We start from the raw sequence: 17762 nt of genomic DNA on the forward strand, positions 1-17762 counted from the left end.
GTGGGTTGTCTGTTGTTGGTTGTGGGTTGACTGTTGTTGGTTGTGGATTCCGCATCAAGTGCGGAATGACAGCGTGTGGGATTTGAGTAGGGAGTGGTGCGTAGTGAGAATGGAAAATAGGTAATTGATAATGGGGAATTGAGGATTATGGAGATCGGTTGTTGGTTGGTGGTTGACGGTTATTGGTTGTATGTTATTGGGTGTGGGTTGTCTGTTGTGGATTATTACATAGAGCCTGTAAAAATGTATCCCATTTTGCAGCTACGTTTTTGGGGTGGTAGTTTTGTAATGTTTCTTCTGGGTATGTATAGGTGTTTTTATACATTTGGAATGCTTTGTTTAAGGCTTTTGTTACACTACTTATATTATTAGGGTTGTACATAGGTAAGTTAAACCGGTGTAACACTTCAGATATGTTCCCTATTTCTGGTCCTACAACGACTTTATTAAAGGTCATGCCTAAAAAGACTATACCGGAGTTTAGGGAGTTTATTCGAGGTATGAATACTACATCAGCAGCAGCCATTAGCAATGACAACTGTTCTGGTGGCACAAAACCATACGAAAAGCGATATTTTTTGTTATATTCATTATTATGTATGTACTCTAGCAGACGTTTTATATCGATATATTTTCTAATTCTGTATCTCCCAGGGAACTCACACGATACTTTTTTATAGTACATATGTGGCGCTAGTAATAGCTTGTTTTTAATTTTTAATTTATTGAAAGCCTTTAGTACTAAATCACGTTCTTTAAGCGACCTGACTGCGCCTGGTATAATAACCACATGCTGGTTTGATTTTATGCCCAATTTCTGGCGTGCATAGGTTTTATCATAGTTTTTAAAGGGTACTTGATATAGTGGATGCGGTATAACCACCTGTGTTTTTTGAGGGTACTTTAGTTTGTATGTCTCACAACTAAAAGCACCTAAGTGTACAATAGCATGGCAATAATTATAAACTAATTTATATAGCGTTTCAAAATTGGTGGTCATCCCATAATGCCGCTTTTCATTATGCATTATATACACTATACGTGTATTGTTTTGCCATATTTTAAGTCGCTGTTCTAGTAGATTTAGTTGCTCTTTTGTAGGCTCTTGCCAATTAAACAGGTGTTCTGGCCAGTGTATTAAAACCACTGCATATCCTTTTACAGAGGTGTTTAAATTACCATAATGAAACTGCCATGTACTTGCTTTTTCAATACCATCAAAAAATACGTTTTCTGGTTTTAGTGCTGGTATCAAGACCCGTTTTTCCATACTGTATTAGCGTATTTTTTTTAAAATAGCTTTCACTAGTGTTTTAATACTATGCGTGTTTTTTAAGGTATTGGTGCTTAACAAACGTTTTTGTTCTTTGTTATAAAAGTCAAACAACAAGTCTCTAGATGTTTTTATGCCGCCCATAGATGCAATCATAAGGTATGTTTCCATAAGCATTTGCTCAACATCGGCGGTTGTTTTTGCTTGCTCATGTATATAAGCGTGGGCTATTTGCTGTGGTATTCGTAAAAACTTAAACTGCTTTGAAATTGCAATCCACAGCGCTACATCCATGCAATAGTTAAGCTCGGTATTTAAAGGACCGCAAGTATCCCAAGCGTTTTTAGAAAAAAAACAACTAGGCTGCATAAAATTTTTACCTTTTGTCCACATAAAGAGTTTGTCCGTTGTTATGTTTTCGTAATATTGAGGTGTATAAACAATGCTTTTATTTAAAGCCACCTTATGCCCTATACCCACTACCGCACCTATATCAGGCTGCCAATTGGCATTTGCAATATGAAACAAGGCTTTTGGCAACAAATAATCATCACTGTTTAGCCACCCCAAAATGGTGCCTGTTGCTTTTGCAAATCCTTTGTTTATCGCATCGCTTTGACCTTGATCTGGCTCACTTACCCAATAGGTAATTTGTTTATCATATTTTTTTAAAATAGCTAGTGTATTGTCGTTACTACCACCATCTATAACGATATACTCTAGGTTAGGATATTGTTGTGCCAAGACCGATGTTATGGTTTCTTCAATAAAATCGCCTTGGTTATACGATGGTGTTACTATTGATATTTTTGGATAATGGGCTTGACTCATATAGATTACATTATACTATGACAAACATACTTATATTGTCATATTAAGATAAGAAATGTTTTAAAGTTTTTATAGGCTTTAAGATGATTGTTCCAATTTTATAAGCTCTTGATGTTTTCATAAATTTTTGTGTTATTTCAAAACGATCGAAATCTAAATACGTATTAAATGCATCGGTTTCTTTAAAAGGCACATTACATTTATAGTTACCATAATCTTTCAAAAAGTTTTCACCTACATATTTTGCATAACCTGACAGAAACGCCATAAATAAAGGGTCAAGTGGTTTCTCTTTAGCTTGCTGTCTTAAAGCATCTATATTTTTTGCATCAGTATTTTGATAAGGGTCTCCATATTTACCTTTATACTTATTATTTTTAGAACTATCCAGCACTTCAAAAGTAAACGGAACCTCTAACCAACTGTAAAGTTTTTCTACTTCATGTTTTGTATCTGATATTAAATCTTCATAACGTAACGTGTAAACTTGCGGGTTTGTTTGGTGTGTGTTACAAAAATCTTGCAGCACTTTTGGGGCTAATAAAATATCGCGATGGTAATAACGTAATGCTTTTAGGGAATCAACCTGCCATGTTTTGATAATAGATGTTATGACATGAAACGGGTTTCGTTTTAATATAATAAATCTACTTTTTGGGAATAACGCTATAAGTTCATTTAGCAACTCCCAATATCTTGGTGTTTTATCAATAACATACGTATAGCCATCTTGCATAGGCTGATATAAACTCAATAAAAATTGCTTTTTCTTTTCTTGAAAGTTTAACGCTTCATGTGTTTTTAAATACTCTTCAAAAGCTTTATTAGCTAAAGCACTATCATAGGTAGCTTGTGATAACTCGGGCTTAATTAAACTAGACAAATGTAACATAAGCCAAGGTTCACTACACGTATTTACCTTACTGTTGTTAGACAACAAGTTTTGCAAATACGTAGAGCCTGCTCTTGGTTGCGATATTATGAATATGAGTTGTGATTCGTTCATTTACAAACGCTTAATAATATTTATGAGTTTGTTTTTTATACGTGTTTTTAACCGATTGCCTTTAAGGTTTTGTGTGGAGCCCTTTTTAAAATTTTCTATTTTAATTAATAGTTTTTCTTTCTTGACTTTATCTAATTGATCGATATCATTTTTATATTTATTTAATATATAATTTAATGATATAAGATGATTTTTTAAGGGCAATTTAGATAATCCATTTTTACTAATTCTAATTTTAGAAGTTGGTTCTATAGAGCAAGTAAAACTCAATTCTTTTGCTAATCTAATTCTTAAATCATAATCCTCATAAATCTTTAAGTTAGGATCATGAAATCCTACTTGTTTTAGTTTTTCATAATTAATTAACTCCATTCTAAATAAACTGTCCCTTGGAAAATCTCTTGAAATAGTTTTATAAAATAAATCTACATTAGAGTCAACACTAATATTATTTGCTGCCCAAATCCATTTTATATCTTTAGGATCGTCTTCTTTGACATACATATTATTTGAAAAAGCTAAATCGCATTTACTTTTGGCTATCAAGTCTGATTCAACTTCTAATTTATGAGGCAAATACAAGTCATCACCATCCAAGTAAGTAACGTAGTCTCCTTTTATTTCGTTTAGCGCTGTTATCCTCACTTGAGAAACTCCTTTGTTTTTATCATGAAAGACATACCTTATGTTTACATATTTGCTAGCATAACTTTTAATTAAATCTTGTGAGCCGTCAGTTGAGGCATCGTCTACAATAATAATCTCAAAAGGTTTAAGCGTTTGATTTAAAACACTGTCTATCGCCTCTCTTAAAAAGTCTTTTTGATTGTAAGATGTTATGTAAACAGATATCTTCATTTACAAACTATAATTGTATTGTGTAGACAAATTTTTGACTATTGATATTAAAGCTTTTTTATCATTATCGCTCCATTCTAAATATTTTGGATAACTGCTTAATTTATGCATATTTTTAGGCTCATTTTGTGATACAGTAACTTTATTTATTTTATGATTTAATATATCATTTATTTGCTGGTTATTCAGATGATTCTCAACACCGACAAATTTTAAAAAGACATTAAATGTATCACTGTTTGATGTTAAATCCTCTAATCTTAAAGTTATAAAACCATCAGGATTATTAGCTTTAAACATCTCTATAAAATAATGCGTTTCATACCAAACCCATCCCAGTTTTTCAATATGACTGTAATTACTCCATAAATCGGTTTGCTTACTTTTTATTCTTCCCAATTCCCATACAGAGTCATTTTTGTGCCAACCTTTCATAATAGCACTTCTAACAAAATCACCAGGATGTCTTGTTAAGTGTACAAATTTAGCATTTGGAAAAATTTTTGTTATTTGATTAATGTAAAACACTAGACATTGATTAGACTCTAAATAAATCTTATGATTTACTGAGCTGTTTAAAATTAACTCTAACCTTGCTGCTTCAAATATTTTGGTTAAAACTTCGTCATTTTCTTGATTTGAAAAGGCATAATTAGAAAGAAGAAACAAGTTTGGTGATGCTTCATGATAAGCATCTACTTTATCAAAATGATTAAATATAGTTTGAATAAATGCAGACCCTGAACGTCCTGTGTTTAATACAAAAACAGGCGCGTAATCTTTAAAAAAATTATTTAAGTAGGATGTATTTACATGATGTATGTGTTGAAACTTCATCGTTTCTTCAGTTTTTGCAAAACTTTGATTTTTTTTAAATATCTTTTTCAAGGTCTTTTTCATATTAGCCTTTTAGTCCTTTAAAAATTGTTTTGATTATATTATCATCTATAAAGTTTAAGTATTTTAAACCTGTATTTTTTCCTTTTGATGTAAAATTTAGCCAAAAAATATCAGAAGAAACTTCATATTCTAAATTTAATTTACCTTCTGTATATTGGTTTATAAATAAAAATTTTGATTTTTCATTATACTGCTTTACTTTATAAATTAAGTCTTCAAATGTTTTTTTGTTTTGTTTTATTGGCAAAATATATTGCTTATCAAAGCCTTTAGACCAAGCTATACGTTTTTCAGGCTCATGAATTACAAAACAAACAAATAGTATTGGTTCATTATTCGTTAATACCTTTCTAAATCTTTTAACACACCTAACATAATACTGATAATTTTCTGCTGTAGCTATAGGGTTTTTATGATTAAATAAGCTTGAATGATAATAATTATGTCCTGCCTTATTTTTATTCAAATTGATTATTTGTTCTTTATCTAAAAACGTAAGAAAATTATCTTCAATACTATGTAATACTATATCTGAAGAAGAAAAAAATCCAATCATAAGGATAAGATGCCTTTTTATTGTTCGTTTCTTTTAAATACCATGCCGCATTACAGTTTTGACCTATTGATATTTTTTCATATTCAATACCTTCACGCCATTTAAACAAGTCTTTTTTTATTTTAAAAGCTTTTACTAAAGCAAATAAAGAATTTAGTGATAGACTGCTAACAAAACTTTTAATTTTAATCATTTATATTATAGTATGTTGCATTCAACAAAAATGGTGGCCATATCTCTTCTTCATGTAAAACTTGAAATATTAAAACTCCATTAATCCTCAAATGTGGCGACCTTGTTTTGCCTTGACTAACCAATACGTCAATAGAATAAAAACCTTTTGAAAGCTGTATTTTTTTATGCACTAATTTAAATTTTAAGGTATTACCGTTTCTGCATATATCGCTTAATTTATTTTTCCAATCGAAAACAGCAATTGGTCTTTGTTCTTTGTCTAAAATCATAATTGAAAATTCCGGCTCTTTTATTTCTTTCAAAAATTCCCATTCAAAGGTAAGTTCTAAATTTTCACCCCATTTGACCAGATTAAATTCGTTGTTAGTAATTTTATTCTCTACACGAATTTTTTTTAATTCAATACTATTATCACTGAACATTACTTGGGATTTATTACTATTAAATCTTTGATAGTAAATATCTATAGCCTCTCCAATATTTTTTCCTTTATACTTACAATTTCCTTTATCCATAAGTATTATTTGATTACATATTCTAGACACCATTGGCATACTATGCGATACAAATATAATTGCTGTTCTAGGTAGTATTTTATCTATAGTATTAAAACACTTTAATGCAAAACCTAAATCTCCCACCGCCAACACCTCATCTATAATGAGTACATCGGGTTCCATTTGGGCTGCTACAGCAAACCCCAAACGTACTTTCATCCCACTACTATAATGCTGTACGGGCATATCAATAAACTCCTCCAGTTCAGAAAAGGCTATAATATCTTGTAACTTGGTGTCAATCTCTTTTCGGCTAAAGCCTAAAATAGCACCATTGTTATAGATATTTTCACGCCCCGTAAGTATTGGGTTAAAGCCAGCTCCCAACTCTATAAGCGCACCTACTCGCCCTTTTATAGTTACCGTACCAGCATCAGGATTTATAAGTCCGTTAAGTATTTTAAGCAAGGTACTTTTTCCGGCACCATTATGCCCAATAAGACCTAAACACTCACCACGGCGTAGTTCAAAATTAATATCCTTTACAGCCCAAAACTCTTTAGGTCGTAATTCACGTGCAACATTAGAACCTCGCACACCACTTACCAAATCTTTCACGCCATACCACAAGCTGGTTTTTAGGTCTTTGCAAAACTTTTTGCTTAAACCCTCAACCTTAACAAGAACCTCGTTATTATGCTGTATGTTACTCATTAGTTATTTAATTTAAAATCATGAATCGGATAGTCGTGAATCGAAAATCGGATAGTCGTGAATCGTGAATCGGATAGTCGTTTCACTACTCACCACTCACTTTTCACTACTCACTTCTCACTACTCACTTCTCACGTCTTCCTCCTCACATAATTCCTATATCCCAACAATAGTTGTTTCACATCAATCAACAAATCATTTAAAATAGTATTAGGCTCTGAAAACTTCAAACGTAATACAATTAAATACTGTGTTTCCAATTCAGCAACAGAACCTAAAGCAATATTTATAAATTGCAACAACTCCTTATCTCCTTTTCTAGCACTCCCTTCAGCAATATTGGAAGGAATAGAAACAGCAGCTCTACGCATTTGCGAAATCAAACCATATTTTTCTTCATCAGGAAACAATGTCGTCCAGTCATAAACCTCAACCACTAGGTCCATGCTTTTCTTCCACACATCTAAATCCTTATGATTCATATCTTTATTTTCTTTAATATTTTATCGTGAATCGAAAATCGCATAGTCGTGAATCGTGAATCGTTTAACCGTTTCACTCCTCACTTTTCACGTCTCACTCCTCACGCCAAACTACGCACTCAACCGTTCTACAATAATAGGAATGGCAATACGGTATATGACTAAACCTAAAAATAATAAAGGTACGCATAGGGCAAGTACTCCTATAAAATAGTTTAAAAACTCTGGCTGAAACCCAACAACCAAATCACGTGTTGTTAGTACAATAGGTGTAATTGGGTTATACGTCATAAGTGTTTTCATAATACCCGTTTTAGGAATAGCATACACCACAGGCGTTACGTACATTAAAAACTGCATCCCAAACGAAATGATTTTACTTATATCCTTATACAACAACCCTAAAGGCGTTAAAAACAATCCTAACGTACTACCAAAAAGCACTGCAGCTAACACCGCAAAAGGCAGTAACAACAAGCTATAATGAAACCCCACACCAAAAACAAAAACAAAAACTACCAACAAGAGTATTTTTATAGAACTATCAAACAACAGTTTATAAATACCTGAAAGCAATAAAGCCTCTTTTGGAAAGTTTATTTTGGTTAAAATACCTTTGGCAGCATTGGTACTAGTCATAGGTGAATTTATAGAAGCTACAATTATAGACCATATAAGCGTTCCTGAAAACGCATACACCGGATAAGGCACACCGGTATCAGACAAACGTACCGTGCCACTATTATTTAAAAATATCCAAACGGCAGCTGTTGCCAGTGGCGTCACAAACGCCCATAAAATACCTAAATAAGACTGACGGTATTGCGCCTTGATATCACGCTCGGCCAATTGACGGGCTAAAAATCGCGAACGGTACATATCCGAAAGACTTGCTTTTAAAAGCGCGCCCATTTTTATTGTCCGTTCTTTTTTATATACTCGGGTTTCTAAAGCCATACATTGATTCTAATCACCATCACACTTTTGTGCTTTTTTTTGATAAGGGCTAATATAATAAAACCATTGAAAACCTTTTATGTAGAATATGTATTTAATGTAAAGGTAATAGAGTAGTGAGATGTTGGTTGTTGGTTGTTGGTTGTGGATTCCGCATCAAGTGCGGAATGACAGCGTGTGGGATTTGAGTAGGGAGTGGCCGTAGTGAGAATGGAAAATTGATAATTGATAATGGATAATTAAGAATCGGTTGTGGGTTGTATGTTGACTGTTGTGGATTCCGCATCAAGTGCGGAATGACAACATGTGAGGCGTGCGTAGTGAAATGAGGATTATTTGTTATACTCAATACTAAACACTCAAAAACCAATCCCAAGTAAACCTCAACCCTTCTCTAACACCATATTCAGGCTTATAGCCTAAAAGCGTTTCAGCCTTTGAAATATCAGCAAGCGAATCACGTACATCACCCTGTCTTGGCGGTCCGTAAATAGCTTGTAAATCAGCGTTGGCTGCTTGTTGTAAAGATTCCCAAAGATCATTTACCGAAATACGCTCACCACAAGCCACATTAAACACTTGGTTTTTGGCAGTTTCTGGCGCAAAAAAGCCGCGTACATTTGCTTGCACCGCATTGGCAACAAATGTAAAATCACGTGTTTGCTCGCCATCGCCATTTATTTTCGGTGCCTTATTATCTTTCAAAGCTTGCATAAACAAAGGTATCACAGCAGCATAAGCCCCATTAGGACTTTGTTTAGGACCAAATACATTAAAGTATCGTAACCCAACAGTATCGGTATCATAAGTCTTTCCAAAAACATCCGCATACAACTCGTTTACATACTTTGTTACCGCATACGGAGACAAGGGTTTCCCAATCGTGTCTTCAACTTTAGGAAGCTGCTTACTATCACCATACGTAGAGCTAGACGCTGCATATACCATGCGCTTTACCGTAGCACTTTCCTTTAGCGCAATCATCATATTAAGAAATCCAGAAATATTCACCGCATTAGTTGTTGCCGGATCATTTATAGAACGTGGCACCGAACCCAAAGCCGCTTGATGACTTACATAATCCATACCCTGCATAGCCGCTTTACAAGTATCCAAATCTCGTATATCGCCCTCTATAAGTTCAAAATTAGGAAGCTCCATAAACTCGGTAAGATTTTCCCTATAACCGTTCGAAAAATTATCAAGTACGCGTACCTGTTTTGCATTATGCTTTAGTAAATACGCCACAAGATTAGACCCAATGAACCCTGCACCTCCGGTAATTAGGAATTTCAAACTAGAGATCTCTTGATTATGAAAAGCATTATTGTACATAGTATTTATAAATATGATTTTACAAGCTAAAAATACTATTAATTATAACAAACCTAATAGAATACCATAAGTATTAGTTAAAACGGCAACCAACACCGAGTAACTACAAAAACACATAACCCAATTCCTGCATAGCAAGAACAAAAACGACCTACTAGTTCTTAACATTTCAAAATAGACAAAGTAAAGCCGTAAAAAAGCTATGAAACACAGGAGCCATGCAATGTAAATTTTTGGATGAGGTTTGCTATAAAGCAAAATACCTACCGACAGTAAAAACACTTTTTGATTCGTTTTTGGTTCCTCAAAAATGAACAGATAAACAAACACCAAGGACAACCCTAAAATCACCCATATCTACTTCATATCTAATTCAGGTTTACTTAAGGTCTCCTTAAGGTCAACCCGTGAAAATTCCTACAAAATGAACATGGCCATTTCACATGGCTTTGTTAACCTTTCAAAAGGAAAAAAAAGAAATAAATCCACTATGATAAATTTAAAAAAGACGTTTAAAGAAGAAACACATTACACCCCTGAACAAGACTATCTTTTCTCAAGAACAAAAAGTGTTATAGTACAACATAATATATTTAGAAAACCAACACCTATCTATAACCTGTAGTTAAAATATAGACGTGTAAAAATTATAAATTACAACCTAGCATCCACTTGATTTGCTGGCAGCAACGATTTAACATCAAAAATAACAGCATTCGTAGCTTTTAACGCCTGAATATCTATTTGTAAAAACTCCTTATGAGATACTGCAAGAACAATAGCATCATAGTGTACTTTTAAGGCATTAGTTGTTGTTATTAAGTCAAGACCATATTCATGCTTCACTTCGTCTACAGAAGCCCAAGGATCATAAACATCTACCTGAACATCATACGTTTGAAACTCTTTAATGATATCTATAACGCGTGAATTTCTGATATCTGGACAGTTCTCCTTAAATGTAATGCCCAATACCAAGACATTAGACCCTTTGATTGTAGCTCCCTTTTTTATCATGAGCTTTACAGTCTCGGTTGCCACATAAGCTCCCATACTATCATTCATTTTACGGCCCGCTAAAATAATTTCAGGGTTATACCCAGATTCAATGGCTTTTTGGGCTAAATAATACGGATCTACACCTATACAATGCCCGCCAACCAAACCAGGTCTAAAGTTGATAAAATTCCACTTGGTTCCAGCTGCTTTAAGCACGGCCTCTGTATCAATATCTAATAACCTAAAAATTTTTGATAACTCATTAACAAACGCAATGTTGATATCACGCTGTGAGTTCTCAATAACTTTGGCAGCTTCAGCTACTTTTATTGATGGCGCCATATGTGTTCCGGCTGTAATAACAGACTTATATAAATCATCAACAACCTCGGCAATTTCTGGCGTAGAGCCAGAGGTCACTTTAAGTATTTTAGTTACCGTATGCGTTTTATCACCTGGATTAATACGTTCTGGAGAGTAGCCTGCATAGAAATCTTTATTAAAGCTTAAACCAGAAACACGCTCTAAAATAGGCACACAAATATCTTCAGTAACACCTGGATATACGGTAGACTCATAAATAACAATATCTTGTGGTTTTAATATACTACCAACAGTTTCACTAGCTTTAATAAGTGGAGTGAATACCGGTTTATTTAAGTCGTCTGTAGGTGTAGGTACTGTTATAATATACACGGTAGATTGCGCCATATCATTTACATCGCTACTTACATACAACCCATTAGGTTGGTTGGCTGTATTTACTAAAACAGCATTTAAATCAGCATCTGTTACTTCTAGAGTTCGGTCTTTACCTGCTTTTAATTCGGCAATACGGTTGTCATTAATATCAAAACCTACTACAGGATACTGCTTTGCAAACTCTACCGCCAATGGTAAACCGACATATCCTAACCCAATAATTGCAATACGATGTGAACTCATAATCATGTATTATGTTTTTTTAATAAAGCTTTTTATACGCTGAAAAACCGATTTTTTAGCGTCAGCATGGTATGCATTACCATACACGCCATACCCATAACCATAGCCGTAGCCGTAGCCATAGCCGTAATTATGATTTGTTTTATGCTTGTAAAAGTTAAGTACAAAGTTGATGTTTTTAATCTCACCGCCGTGATGTTTGGCATTAATGAGCTGTAACATCCCTTTTTTGGTATAATCTAAGCGCACCATAAAGATCGATGTGTCTGCATACTTAACTAGCTCTAATGCATCTGTTACCAAGCCTAAAGGCGGTGTATCAAGAATAATAATATCATAGTTTTGACGTAAATGTGTCATTAACACTTTCATACGATTACTCATTAAGAGCTCTGATGGATTAGGCGGAATTGGTCCAGACGGAATAACATCTAAATTATCTATATGCGTGTGATTATTTACTTCGTCAAAGGTTTTTTCTCCAATTAAATAGTTGACAATTCCATGATCATTTGTCATGTGAAAGTCATCAAATATTTTAGGTTTTCTTAAATCTAAGCCTAAAAGGATGGTTTTCTTTCCAGATAGCGCATACACGGTGGCTATATTTATAGAGCAAAACGTTTTACCCTCACCACTTACTGATGAGGTAATCATGATTGCTTTACCTTGTTCAGATTCGTCTTTATTTAATATAAACTGTAAGCTAGAACGAATGGCTCTGAATGATTCTGCTACGGCCGATTTAGGTTTCTCAAAAACCACCAAATTATTATGGTAACGATACTTACCAATAAGGCCTAAAATAGGAATGTTTGATAAGCGTTCAATCTCATCAGAACCATGAATGGTATTATCTAAAAGAAAAACAACAAATATGATAAACATAGGAATAAAAAAGCCCATCATTAAAGCCATCATATAATTGAGAGACTTATTAGGCCCAATTAATCCACCTCCTATATCTTTAGCCTCATCAACAATAGATATATCTGATATATTCGCCGCTTTTACAATAGCCGCTTCGCTGCGCTTTGCCATATACACATTGTAGGCTTCTTGGCTAATAGTAAGTTTACGTTGTATTCTTAAATATTGTTGTTGGTCTTCAGGGAGATTACTTAATTTGGCCTCTAAAGCTGCTATATTTCTATTGATGGTATTAAGTTGTAGTCTTATGGTTGTTTTGGTGGCGTCAATGGTTTCAAGTAAGACATTTTTTTCTGCATCAATTTGTCTATCTAAATCCAAGAACAAATCAGATCCTTCACGTGTTGTGTATTCTAGATTTTGTCTTTCAATAGCTAGATTAGTTATTTTGCTTACACTATTTAAAATGTTAGTTTCATCAATTCCAACTGAAGTAGGCGCCGCAATATTGATATAATTTGTTTTAGTTTTAAGGTATTGTTCTAGTGATTGCAAATAGTTAAGCTTGGTGTTTTCAGCTTCTTTTTGAGCTTCAAAAGCTTGTAATTTGCTAGAAGCTTCGGCCATTTCAGCACTTACATCAAAGACTTTATTCTTTTTTCTAAAGTCGTTCATTTCCTTATTAACATCTTGTAAATCTATATCAACAGCAGCTAGGCTACTATCAATAAATTTAATAGTATTTGTTGCATATAGGTTTTTACGTTCTAATTCATTTTTACTTAAAATAACCGCAGTTGTATTTAAATAATCAACAATTTTTGCCTTATTACTACCAGTTAACACCAGTTTAATTACCGAAGACGAGGCGTTGAAAGGAGCAACGCCAATTGTTTGTTTATAGCCATGAACAACGCTATCATAGTTACTAAAAAGGATAAAAAACTCTTTTCCTGTCTGGGCAGTTTTTGATTTATTACGCCATGTTAAGCTACCATTTAAAAAAGGTAAGTTTATCTTTTGTCCTATTTTATACTGCTTGGTAAAATCTCCTTGAGGTAAATCAACACGTGATTTCGTTTTGGTATCATAACGCTGAACTGTAGCTTGAGGTTGCTCAAATTGGGCAAACACTTCAAATGTGTTAGCATCTAAAAAACGTATTCCTATGTAGTGTCCTAAAATTTGTGGTTTTTGCAAGTCTAAATTAAACACAAAAGGTGCTTTTTTGTAGATATCCACCTTACGGTATTTTCCTTCAACAAAATAGTTCATGTATGACTGCAATGAATCTACCACCTTTTCATTGTGCGTTCTGGTTTGTAGGGTTGTTATTGTTTTTCCCATTTTACCGGAAACGCCGCCCCAGTTAAACGAAATACTTGTATTAGCTGTAAAAAAAGGGTTCTGGTCATTTTCTACAGAAACCAGCGATTCTAATCTGTAAACATTTTGCTTTCTAACATTGATAAGATATGCAATAACTAATGCTATACCAATACAAGCAACAACAAATTTCCAGAGATTCAGTACTTTAAAGAGGTAACCTCTAAAATCAAATGTTATGCTACTAGATTCATGAGATTCTATATCGTAATGCTCCTGATTTGACATGGACTAAATACGGTTGATTAATAATACTGTTGTGGTTACCAAAGATATGGCTGTTATAATAGTACCCATGGTTTGTACACCAGTGGTTCCTGTTCCCCAGGTTTTTTGCTTTAAAGGCTCTACATAAATAATATCATTAGGCTGAATGTAGTAGTATGGTGACTCCATAACCTTAATATCTGTTAGGTCTATACTATGTATTTTTTGACCTTGCGGATACTGCCTAATAATTTTTACGTTCTTTTTATTTCCTGTAACAGGTATTTCACCAGAATTGGCAATGGCCTGAAAGACATTAACACGTTCTTGATATAAGGTTTTAGAACCAGGACTACCAATCTCTCCACTAGCTGTGTAGCGTAAACCTGTTAGCTTTACCGTAACGAATATATTTGCTGTTTCTTTAAATTGCTCTTTCAGCAATTTATCTTCAATCATTTTTTCAATCTCCTCTGTTGTATATCCTAATACGCCTATTTTCCCGAGTACAGGAATACGAATTTCTCCGTGTAAATCTACTGTAAAGCCATCAAAATATGCTCGTTGATCTCTATCAGCTCCTAAAGCTTCATCGCCTACTGGGTTAAAAATTGTAAGATTACTTTGATCTAATCCTCTAACACGTATATTCAGAATGTCATTTATTTGTATCCGATATGGTGTTTGTTTTTCTGTAATTACAGGAATACTATCTGTAGCCGCTTCTTTATTTTGTAAATACACAATATCTCGATGCGGAATACATGAGCTAAAAACAACGGGAATGGCAAGTAAACAAAGGACAAGTAAATTCTTCATTATGAAGCTTAAAAGTTTATTCACAAATATAACTTTTAGATAGGAATATCAAAACTAAAGTGGGTATTTTTGGTTTTTATACGTTTATTTGCAAAAAAACAGCTTTTTGAATTACCTTAACGTTGAAAATATAGCCAAATCTTATGGAGAAGTCTCTTTGTTTAGTGAGATTTCTTTCAGTATTCATAAAGATCAAAAAATAGCTTTTGTAGCTAAAAATGGCACCGGAAAAACATCTATTTTAAATATGCTTGCAGGTTTAGACCAACCTGATACTGGGCAAATTATTTACAGAAAAGATATAACTGTTGCTTTTTTACCACAAGAGCCTATTCTAGATAACAATTTAACTATTGAAGCCTCTATATTTGACACAGAGAATCCTATATTAAACGTTATCAAAAACTATGAACATGCGTTACAAAACCCTGAAGACACAGAAGCATACCAAAAGGCTTTTGAGCAAATGGATAGTCACCAAGCATGGGATTTTGAAACACAATACAAGCAAATATTATTTCAACTAAAACTTGATAATCTAGACCAAAAAGTAAGCACGCTTTCTGGTGGGCAAAAAAAACGTCTAGCACTTGCCATTGCTTTACTAAAAAAACCTGATTTACTTATACTTGATGAGCCTACCAACCATCTTGACCTTGAAATGATTGAATGGCTAGAAGATTTTTTTGCTAAAGAGCAAATTACCCTTTTTATGGTAACTCACGATCGTTATTTTTTAGAACGTGTATGCAATGAAATTATAGAGTTAGATCAAGGGCAACTTTACACCTACAAAGGAAATTACTCCTACTATCTAGAAAAACGCGATGCTCGTATAGAACAAGAAGCCATAGAAACAGGTAAAGCCAAACAGCTCTTTAAAAAGGAGCTTGATTGGATGAGGCGTCAACCTAAAGCACGTACTACAAAGTCTAAGTCTCGTATTGATGATTTTCATGAAATAAAGCACAAAGCTCATCAACGTCGTAAAGACCACGAGGTACAGTTAGAACTTAATATGGAACGTTTAGGTAGTAAGATTTTAGAACTGCACAAAGTTTCAAAATCTTACAAAGACAAAACTATTTTAAACAGCTTTGACTACAACTTTCAGAAAGGTGAGCGTATTGGTATTATTGGTAAAAACGGCACCGGAAAATCTACGTTTTTAAATATATTAACTCAAAGTATTTCGCCTGATTCCGGTAAAATTGTGGTTGGTGAAACTGTAAAGTTTGGCTACTATACGCAAGCAGGAATCACCCCTAAACCAGACCAAAAGGTTATTGATGTTATAAAAGAATTTGGCGATTATATCCCTTTAAAAAAAGGACGACAAATAAGTGCGCAGCAGCTTTTAGAGCGCTTTTTATTTGACCGAAAAAAACAATATGATTTTGTAGAGAAGTTAAGTGGTGGCGAGCGCAAACGCCTATACCTATGTACAGTGCTTATCCAAAATCCTAATTTTTTAATTCTAGATGAACCTACTAACGATTTAGATATTGTAACTCTAAATGTTCTTGAGAGTTTTTTACTAGATTTTCCGGGATGCCTTATGGTTGTATCTCACGACCGTTATTTTATGGATAAAATTGTAGATCACTTATTTGTTTTTAGAGGTCATGGTGTCATTGAAGATTTCCCTGGTAACTACAGTGACTTTAGAGCTTATGAAGACAGCCAAGAAAGCACATCAAAATTACCCGAAGAAAAGAAGGAAAAAAAGGCATGGAAAAAAGACAGCAACAATAAGCTTTCTTATAATGAGCAAAAAGAATATAAAAACATAGAAAGCAAGTTAAACACACTTGATTACGATAAAAAAGCTTTAGAAAAAAAATTTAATAACCCTGATTTAACTCAAGAGCAAATAAATGCCCTATCTCAAGAGCTACAAACCATTATTGATGAGATAGAGACAAAAGAAATGCGCTGGTTTGAATTGGCTGCAAAAATGGAAGATTCCTAATGAATAATTCATGCGTTGGTGTTTCATAATTCGTACATAAAACATGTGGTATTCCTTATTAGCATACATTAAATTCTTATTTAAATCCACCAATCAACATGGTGTGCACTCGCCTTTTGTGTATCATTTAGTTACTCAATGCTTTTATGACAAAACAAAGCACCCTGAATATGAGGTCTTAAAAACCTACCGTAAAGCATTGCTAAAAAACAACACTAAAATTAGCATAACCGATTTAGGTCCAGGCTCAAAAAAAACAGCTTCAAAGCAACGACTGGTTTCTGAAATCGCAAAAACATCAGGAAGCTCCTTAAAACGTACACAATTACTCTTTAGGTTATCAAAGTATTTTAAAAGCCCTGCTGTTTTAGAGCTAGGCACCTCATTAGGTCTCGCTACACAAGCGATGCATTTAGGGCATAGATATTCAAAAATCACTACCATTGAAGGCTGCCCAAACCTTTCATCTTTTACTAAAAGTCAAATCAACAATGAAAATATCTGTTTTAAAACAGGTAATTTTTCAGACGTATTAGAAACTCTAACGCAACCATCTTTTGATATTGTATTTTTTGATGGCAATCACACCCAAGAGGCAACAATGGCTTATTTTGAAACCTTATTACCTAAAGCCCACAATAACACGCTTTTTATTTTTGATGACATTTATTGGTCAAAAGGCATGACAGCTGCTTGGGAAACCATTAAAAACCATCCTAAAGTTACTGTAACCATAGACACGTATTTTTGGGGCTTTGTGTTTTTTAGAAAAGAACAAGCAAAAGAACACTTTACTGTTAGACTCTAACAAGCACTAGCCATAATTCCTTCAATTTTTTAACTCATAATTTTTAGCTTTTTAGTAAATAACCAGTAACTTTGTTAGTGTAAAACGCGCTTTTTACAGATGCTTCTCCTCTACTAAAGAACTCTAAAAAAACGCTTTATTTAATCTCTAAA

16 protein-coding genes are annotated in these 17762 nt (G+C 33.7%); 2 read left to right on the forward strand and 14 right to left on the reverse strand.

Annotated features, from left to right (window positions below; all coding sequences use genetic code 11):
• Positions 1 to 193 precede the first annotated feature (193 nt).
• From ACN5J3_RS09325 to ACN5J3_RS09390, 14 genes are all read right to left on the reverse strand, one after another.
• Positions 194 to 1270, reverse strand: coding sequence for a glycosyltransferase (locus ACN5J3_RS09325; protein ID WP_418511560.1), 1077 nt, complete (start codon positions 1268 to 1270; stop codon positions 194 to 196).
• A 6-nt stretch (positions 1271 to 1276) separates the two neighbouring features.
• The gene (locus tag ACN5J3_RS09330) at positions 1277 to 2104 is read right to left on the reverse strand and encodes a glycosyltransferase family 2 protein (RefSeq protein WP_418511561.1); all 828 of its coding nucleotides are present in this window, start codon (positions 2102 to 2104) and stop codon (positions 1277 to 1279) included.
• 43 nt (positions 2105 to 2147) lie between these two features.
• Entirely contained in the window at positions 2148 to 3110 is a 963-nt protein-coding gene (locus ACN5J3_RS09335; RefSeq protein ID WP_418511562.1) for a sulfotransferase family protein, read from the reverse strand.
• Positions 3111 to 3968 (reverse strand): glycosyltransferase family 2 protein, encoded by an 858-nt coding sequence (locus tag ACN5J3_RS09340; RefSeq protein WP_418511563.1) that lies wholly within the window; start codon positions 3966 to 3968, stop codon positions 3111 to 3113.
• Complete coding sequence (locus ACN5J3_RS09345; protein WP_418511564.1) at positions 3969 to 4805, reverse strand: sulfotransferase; 837 nt, start codon at positions 4803 to 4805, stop codon at positions 3969 to 3971. It abuts the gene before it with no gap.
• Between the two features lie 64 nt (positions 4806 to 4869).
• Positions 4870 to 5424, reverse strand: coding sequence for a hypothetical protein (locus tag ACN5J3_RS09350; RefSeq protein WP_418511565.1), 555 nt, complete (start codon positions 5422 to 5424; stop codon positions 4870 to 4872).
• A complete protein-coding gene (locus ACN5J3_RS09355; RefSeq protein ID WP_418511566.1) occupies positions 5384 to 5617 on the reverse strand; it encodes a hypothetical protein in 234 nt (77 codons plus the stop codon). Before ACN5J3_RS09355 ends, ACN5J3_RS09350 begins: the two co-directional genes overlap by 41 nt.
• On the reverse strand, positions 5610 to 6830 hold the full coding sequence (locus ACN5J3_RS09360) for a polysaccharide ABC transporter ATP-binding protein (RefSeq protein WP_418511567.1): 1221 nt from the start codon (positions 6828 to 6830) through the stop codon (positions 5610 to 5612). Before ACN5J3_RS09360 ends, ACN5J3_RS09355 begins: the two co-directional genes overlap by 8 nt.
• A 131-nt stretch (positions 6831 to 6961) precedes the next feature.
• The gene (locus ACN5J3_RS09365) at positions 6962 to 7312 is read right to left on the reverse strand and encodes a four helix bundle protein (RefSeq protein ID WP_335976750.1); all 351 of its coding nucleotides are present in this window, start codon (positions 7310 to 7312) and stop codon (positions 6962 to 6964) included.
• Positions 7313 to 7423: 111 nt separating this feature from the next.
• On the reverse strand, positions 7424 to 8224 hold the full coding sequence (locus ACN5J3_RS09370) for an ABC transporter permease (protein WP_418511568.1): 801 nt from the start codon (positions 8222 to 8224) through the stop codon (positions 7424 to 7426).
• Between the two features lie 396 nt (positions 8225 to 8620).
• Positions 8621 to 9604: an SDR family oxidoreductase gene (locus ACN5J3_RS09375; protein ID WP_418511569.1), complete on the reverse strand. Its 984-nt coding sequence runs from the start codon at positions 9602 to 9604 to the stop codon at positions 8621 to 8623.
• 654 nt (positions 9605 to 10258) lie between these two features.
• Positions 10259 to 11548, reverse strand: a complete 1290-nt coding sequence (locus tag ACN5J3_RS09380; RefSeq protein ID WP_418511570.1) for a nucleotide sugar dehydrogenase — start codon at positions 11546 to 11548, stop codon at positions 10259 to 10261.
• 9 nt (positions 11549 to 11557) lie between these two features.
• Complete coding sequence (locus tag ACN5J3_RS09385) at positions 11558 to 14032, reverse strand: GumC family protein (RefSeq protein WP_418511571.1); 2475 nt, start codon at positions 14030 to 14032, stop codon at positions 11558 to 11560.
• 3 nt (positions 14033 to 14035) lie between these two features.
• Complete coding sequence (locus tag ACN5J3_RS09390; RefSeq protein WP_418511573.1) at positions 14036 to 14830, reverse strand: polysaccharide biosynthesis/export family protein; 795 nt, start codon at positions 14828 to 14830, stop codon at positions 14036 to 14038.
• A 106-nt stretch (positions 14831 to 14936) separates the two neighbouring features.
• Here ACN5J3_RS09390 and ACN5J3_RS09395 point away from each other — a divergent pair, with 106 nt between their 5' ends.
• Both ACN5J3_RS09395 and ACN5J3_RS09400 read left to right on the forward strand, forming a co-directional pair.
• The gene (locus ACN5J3_RS09395) at positions 14937 to 16802 is read left to right on the forward strand and encodes an ABC-F family ATP-binding cassette domain-containing protein (protein WP_418511575.1); all 1866 of its coding nucleotides are present in this window, start codon (positions 14937 to 14939) and stop codon (positions 16800 to 16802) included.
• 43 nt (positions 16803 to 16845) lie between these two features.
• Positions 16846 to 17610, forward strand: a complete 765-nt coding sequence (locus tag ACN5J3_RS09400; protein WP_418511577.1) for an O-methyltransferase — start codon at positions 16846 to 16848, stop codon at positions 17608 to 17610.
• The last annotated feature ends 152 nt before the right edge of the window (positions 17611 to 17762 follow it).

The sequence above is a fragment of the Corallibacter sp. genome (assembly GCF_048381695.1).
Classification (GTDB): domain Bacteria; phylum Bacteroidota; class Bacteroidia; order Flavobacteriales; family Flavobacteriaceae; genus Corallibacter; species Corallibacter vietnamensis.

Coding starts and splice junctions, on each gene's coding strand:
- ACN5J3_RS09325 (WP_418511560.1), bottom strand. CDS start 1,270: ATGGAAAAACGGGTCTTGATACCAGCACTAAAACCAGAAAACGTATTT.
- ACN5J3_RS09330 (WP_418511561.1), bottom strand. CDS start 2,104: ATGAGTCAAGCCCATTATCCAAAAATATCAATAGTAACACCATCGTAT.
- ACN5J3_RS09335 (WP_418511562.1), bottom strand. CDS start 3,110: ATGAACGAATCACAACTCATATTCATAATATCGCAACCAAGAGCAGGC.
- ACN5J3_RS09340 (WP_418511563.1), bottom strand. CDS start 3,968: ATGAAGATATCTGTTTACATAACATCTTACAATCAAAAAGACTTTTTA.
- ACN5J3_RS09345 (WP_418511564.1), bottom strand. CDS start 4,805: ATGAAGTTTCAACACATACATCATGTAAATACATCCTACTTAAATAAT.
- ACN5J3_RS09350 (WP_418511565.1), bottom strand. CDS start 5,424: ATGATTGGATTTTTTTCTTCTTCAGATATAGTATTACATAGTATTGAA.
- ACN5J3_RS09355 (WP_418511566.1), bottom strand. CDS start 5,617: ATGATTAAAATTAAAAGTTTTGTTAGCAGTCTATCACTAAATTCTTTA.
- ACN5J3_RS09360 (WP_418511567.1), bottom strand. CDS start 6,830: ATGAGTAACATACAGCATAATAACGAGGTTCTTGTTAAGGTTGAGGGT.
- ACN5J3_RS09365 (WP_335976750.1), bottom strand. CDS start 7,312: ATGAATCATAAGGATTTAGATGTGTGGAAGAAAAGCATGGACCTAGTG.
- ACN5J3_RS09370 (WP_418511568.1), bottom strand. CDS start 8,224: ATGGGCGCGCTTTTAAAAGCAAGTCTTTCGGATATGTACCGTTCGCGA.
- ACN5J3_RS09375 (WP_418511569.1), bottom strand. CDS start 9,604: ATGTACAATAATGCTTTTCATAATCAAGAGATCTCTAGTTTGAAATTC.
- ACN5J3_RS09380 (WP_418511570.1), bottom strand. CDS start 11,548: ATGAGTTCACATCGTATTGCAATTATTGGGTTAGGATATGTCGGTTTA.
- ACN5J3_RS09385 (WP_418511571.1), bottom strand. CDS start 14,032: ATGTCAAATCAGGAGCATTACGATATAGAATCTCATGAATCTAGTAGC.
- ACN5J3_RS09390 (WP_418511573.1), bottom strand. CDS start 14,830: ATGAAGAATTTACTTGTCCTTTGTTTACTTGCCATTCCCGTTGTTTTT.
- ACN5J3_RS09400 (WP_418511577.1), top strand. CDS start 16,846: ATGTGGTATTCCTTATTAGCATACATTAAATTCTTATTTAAATCCACC.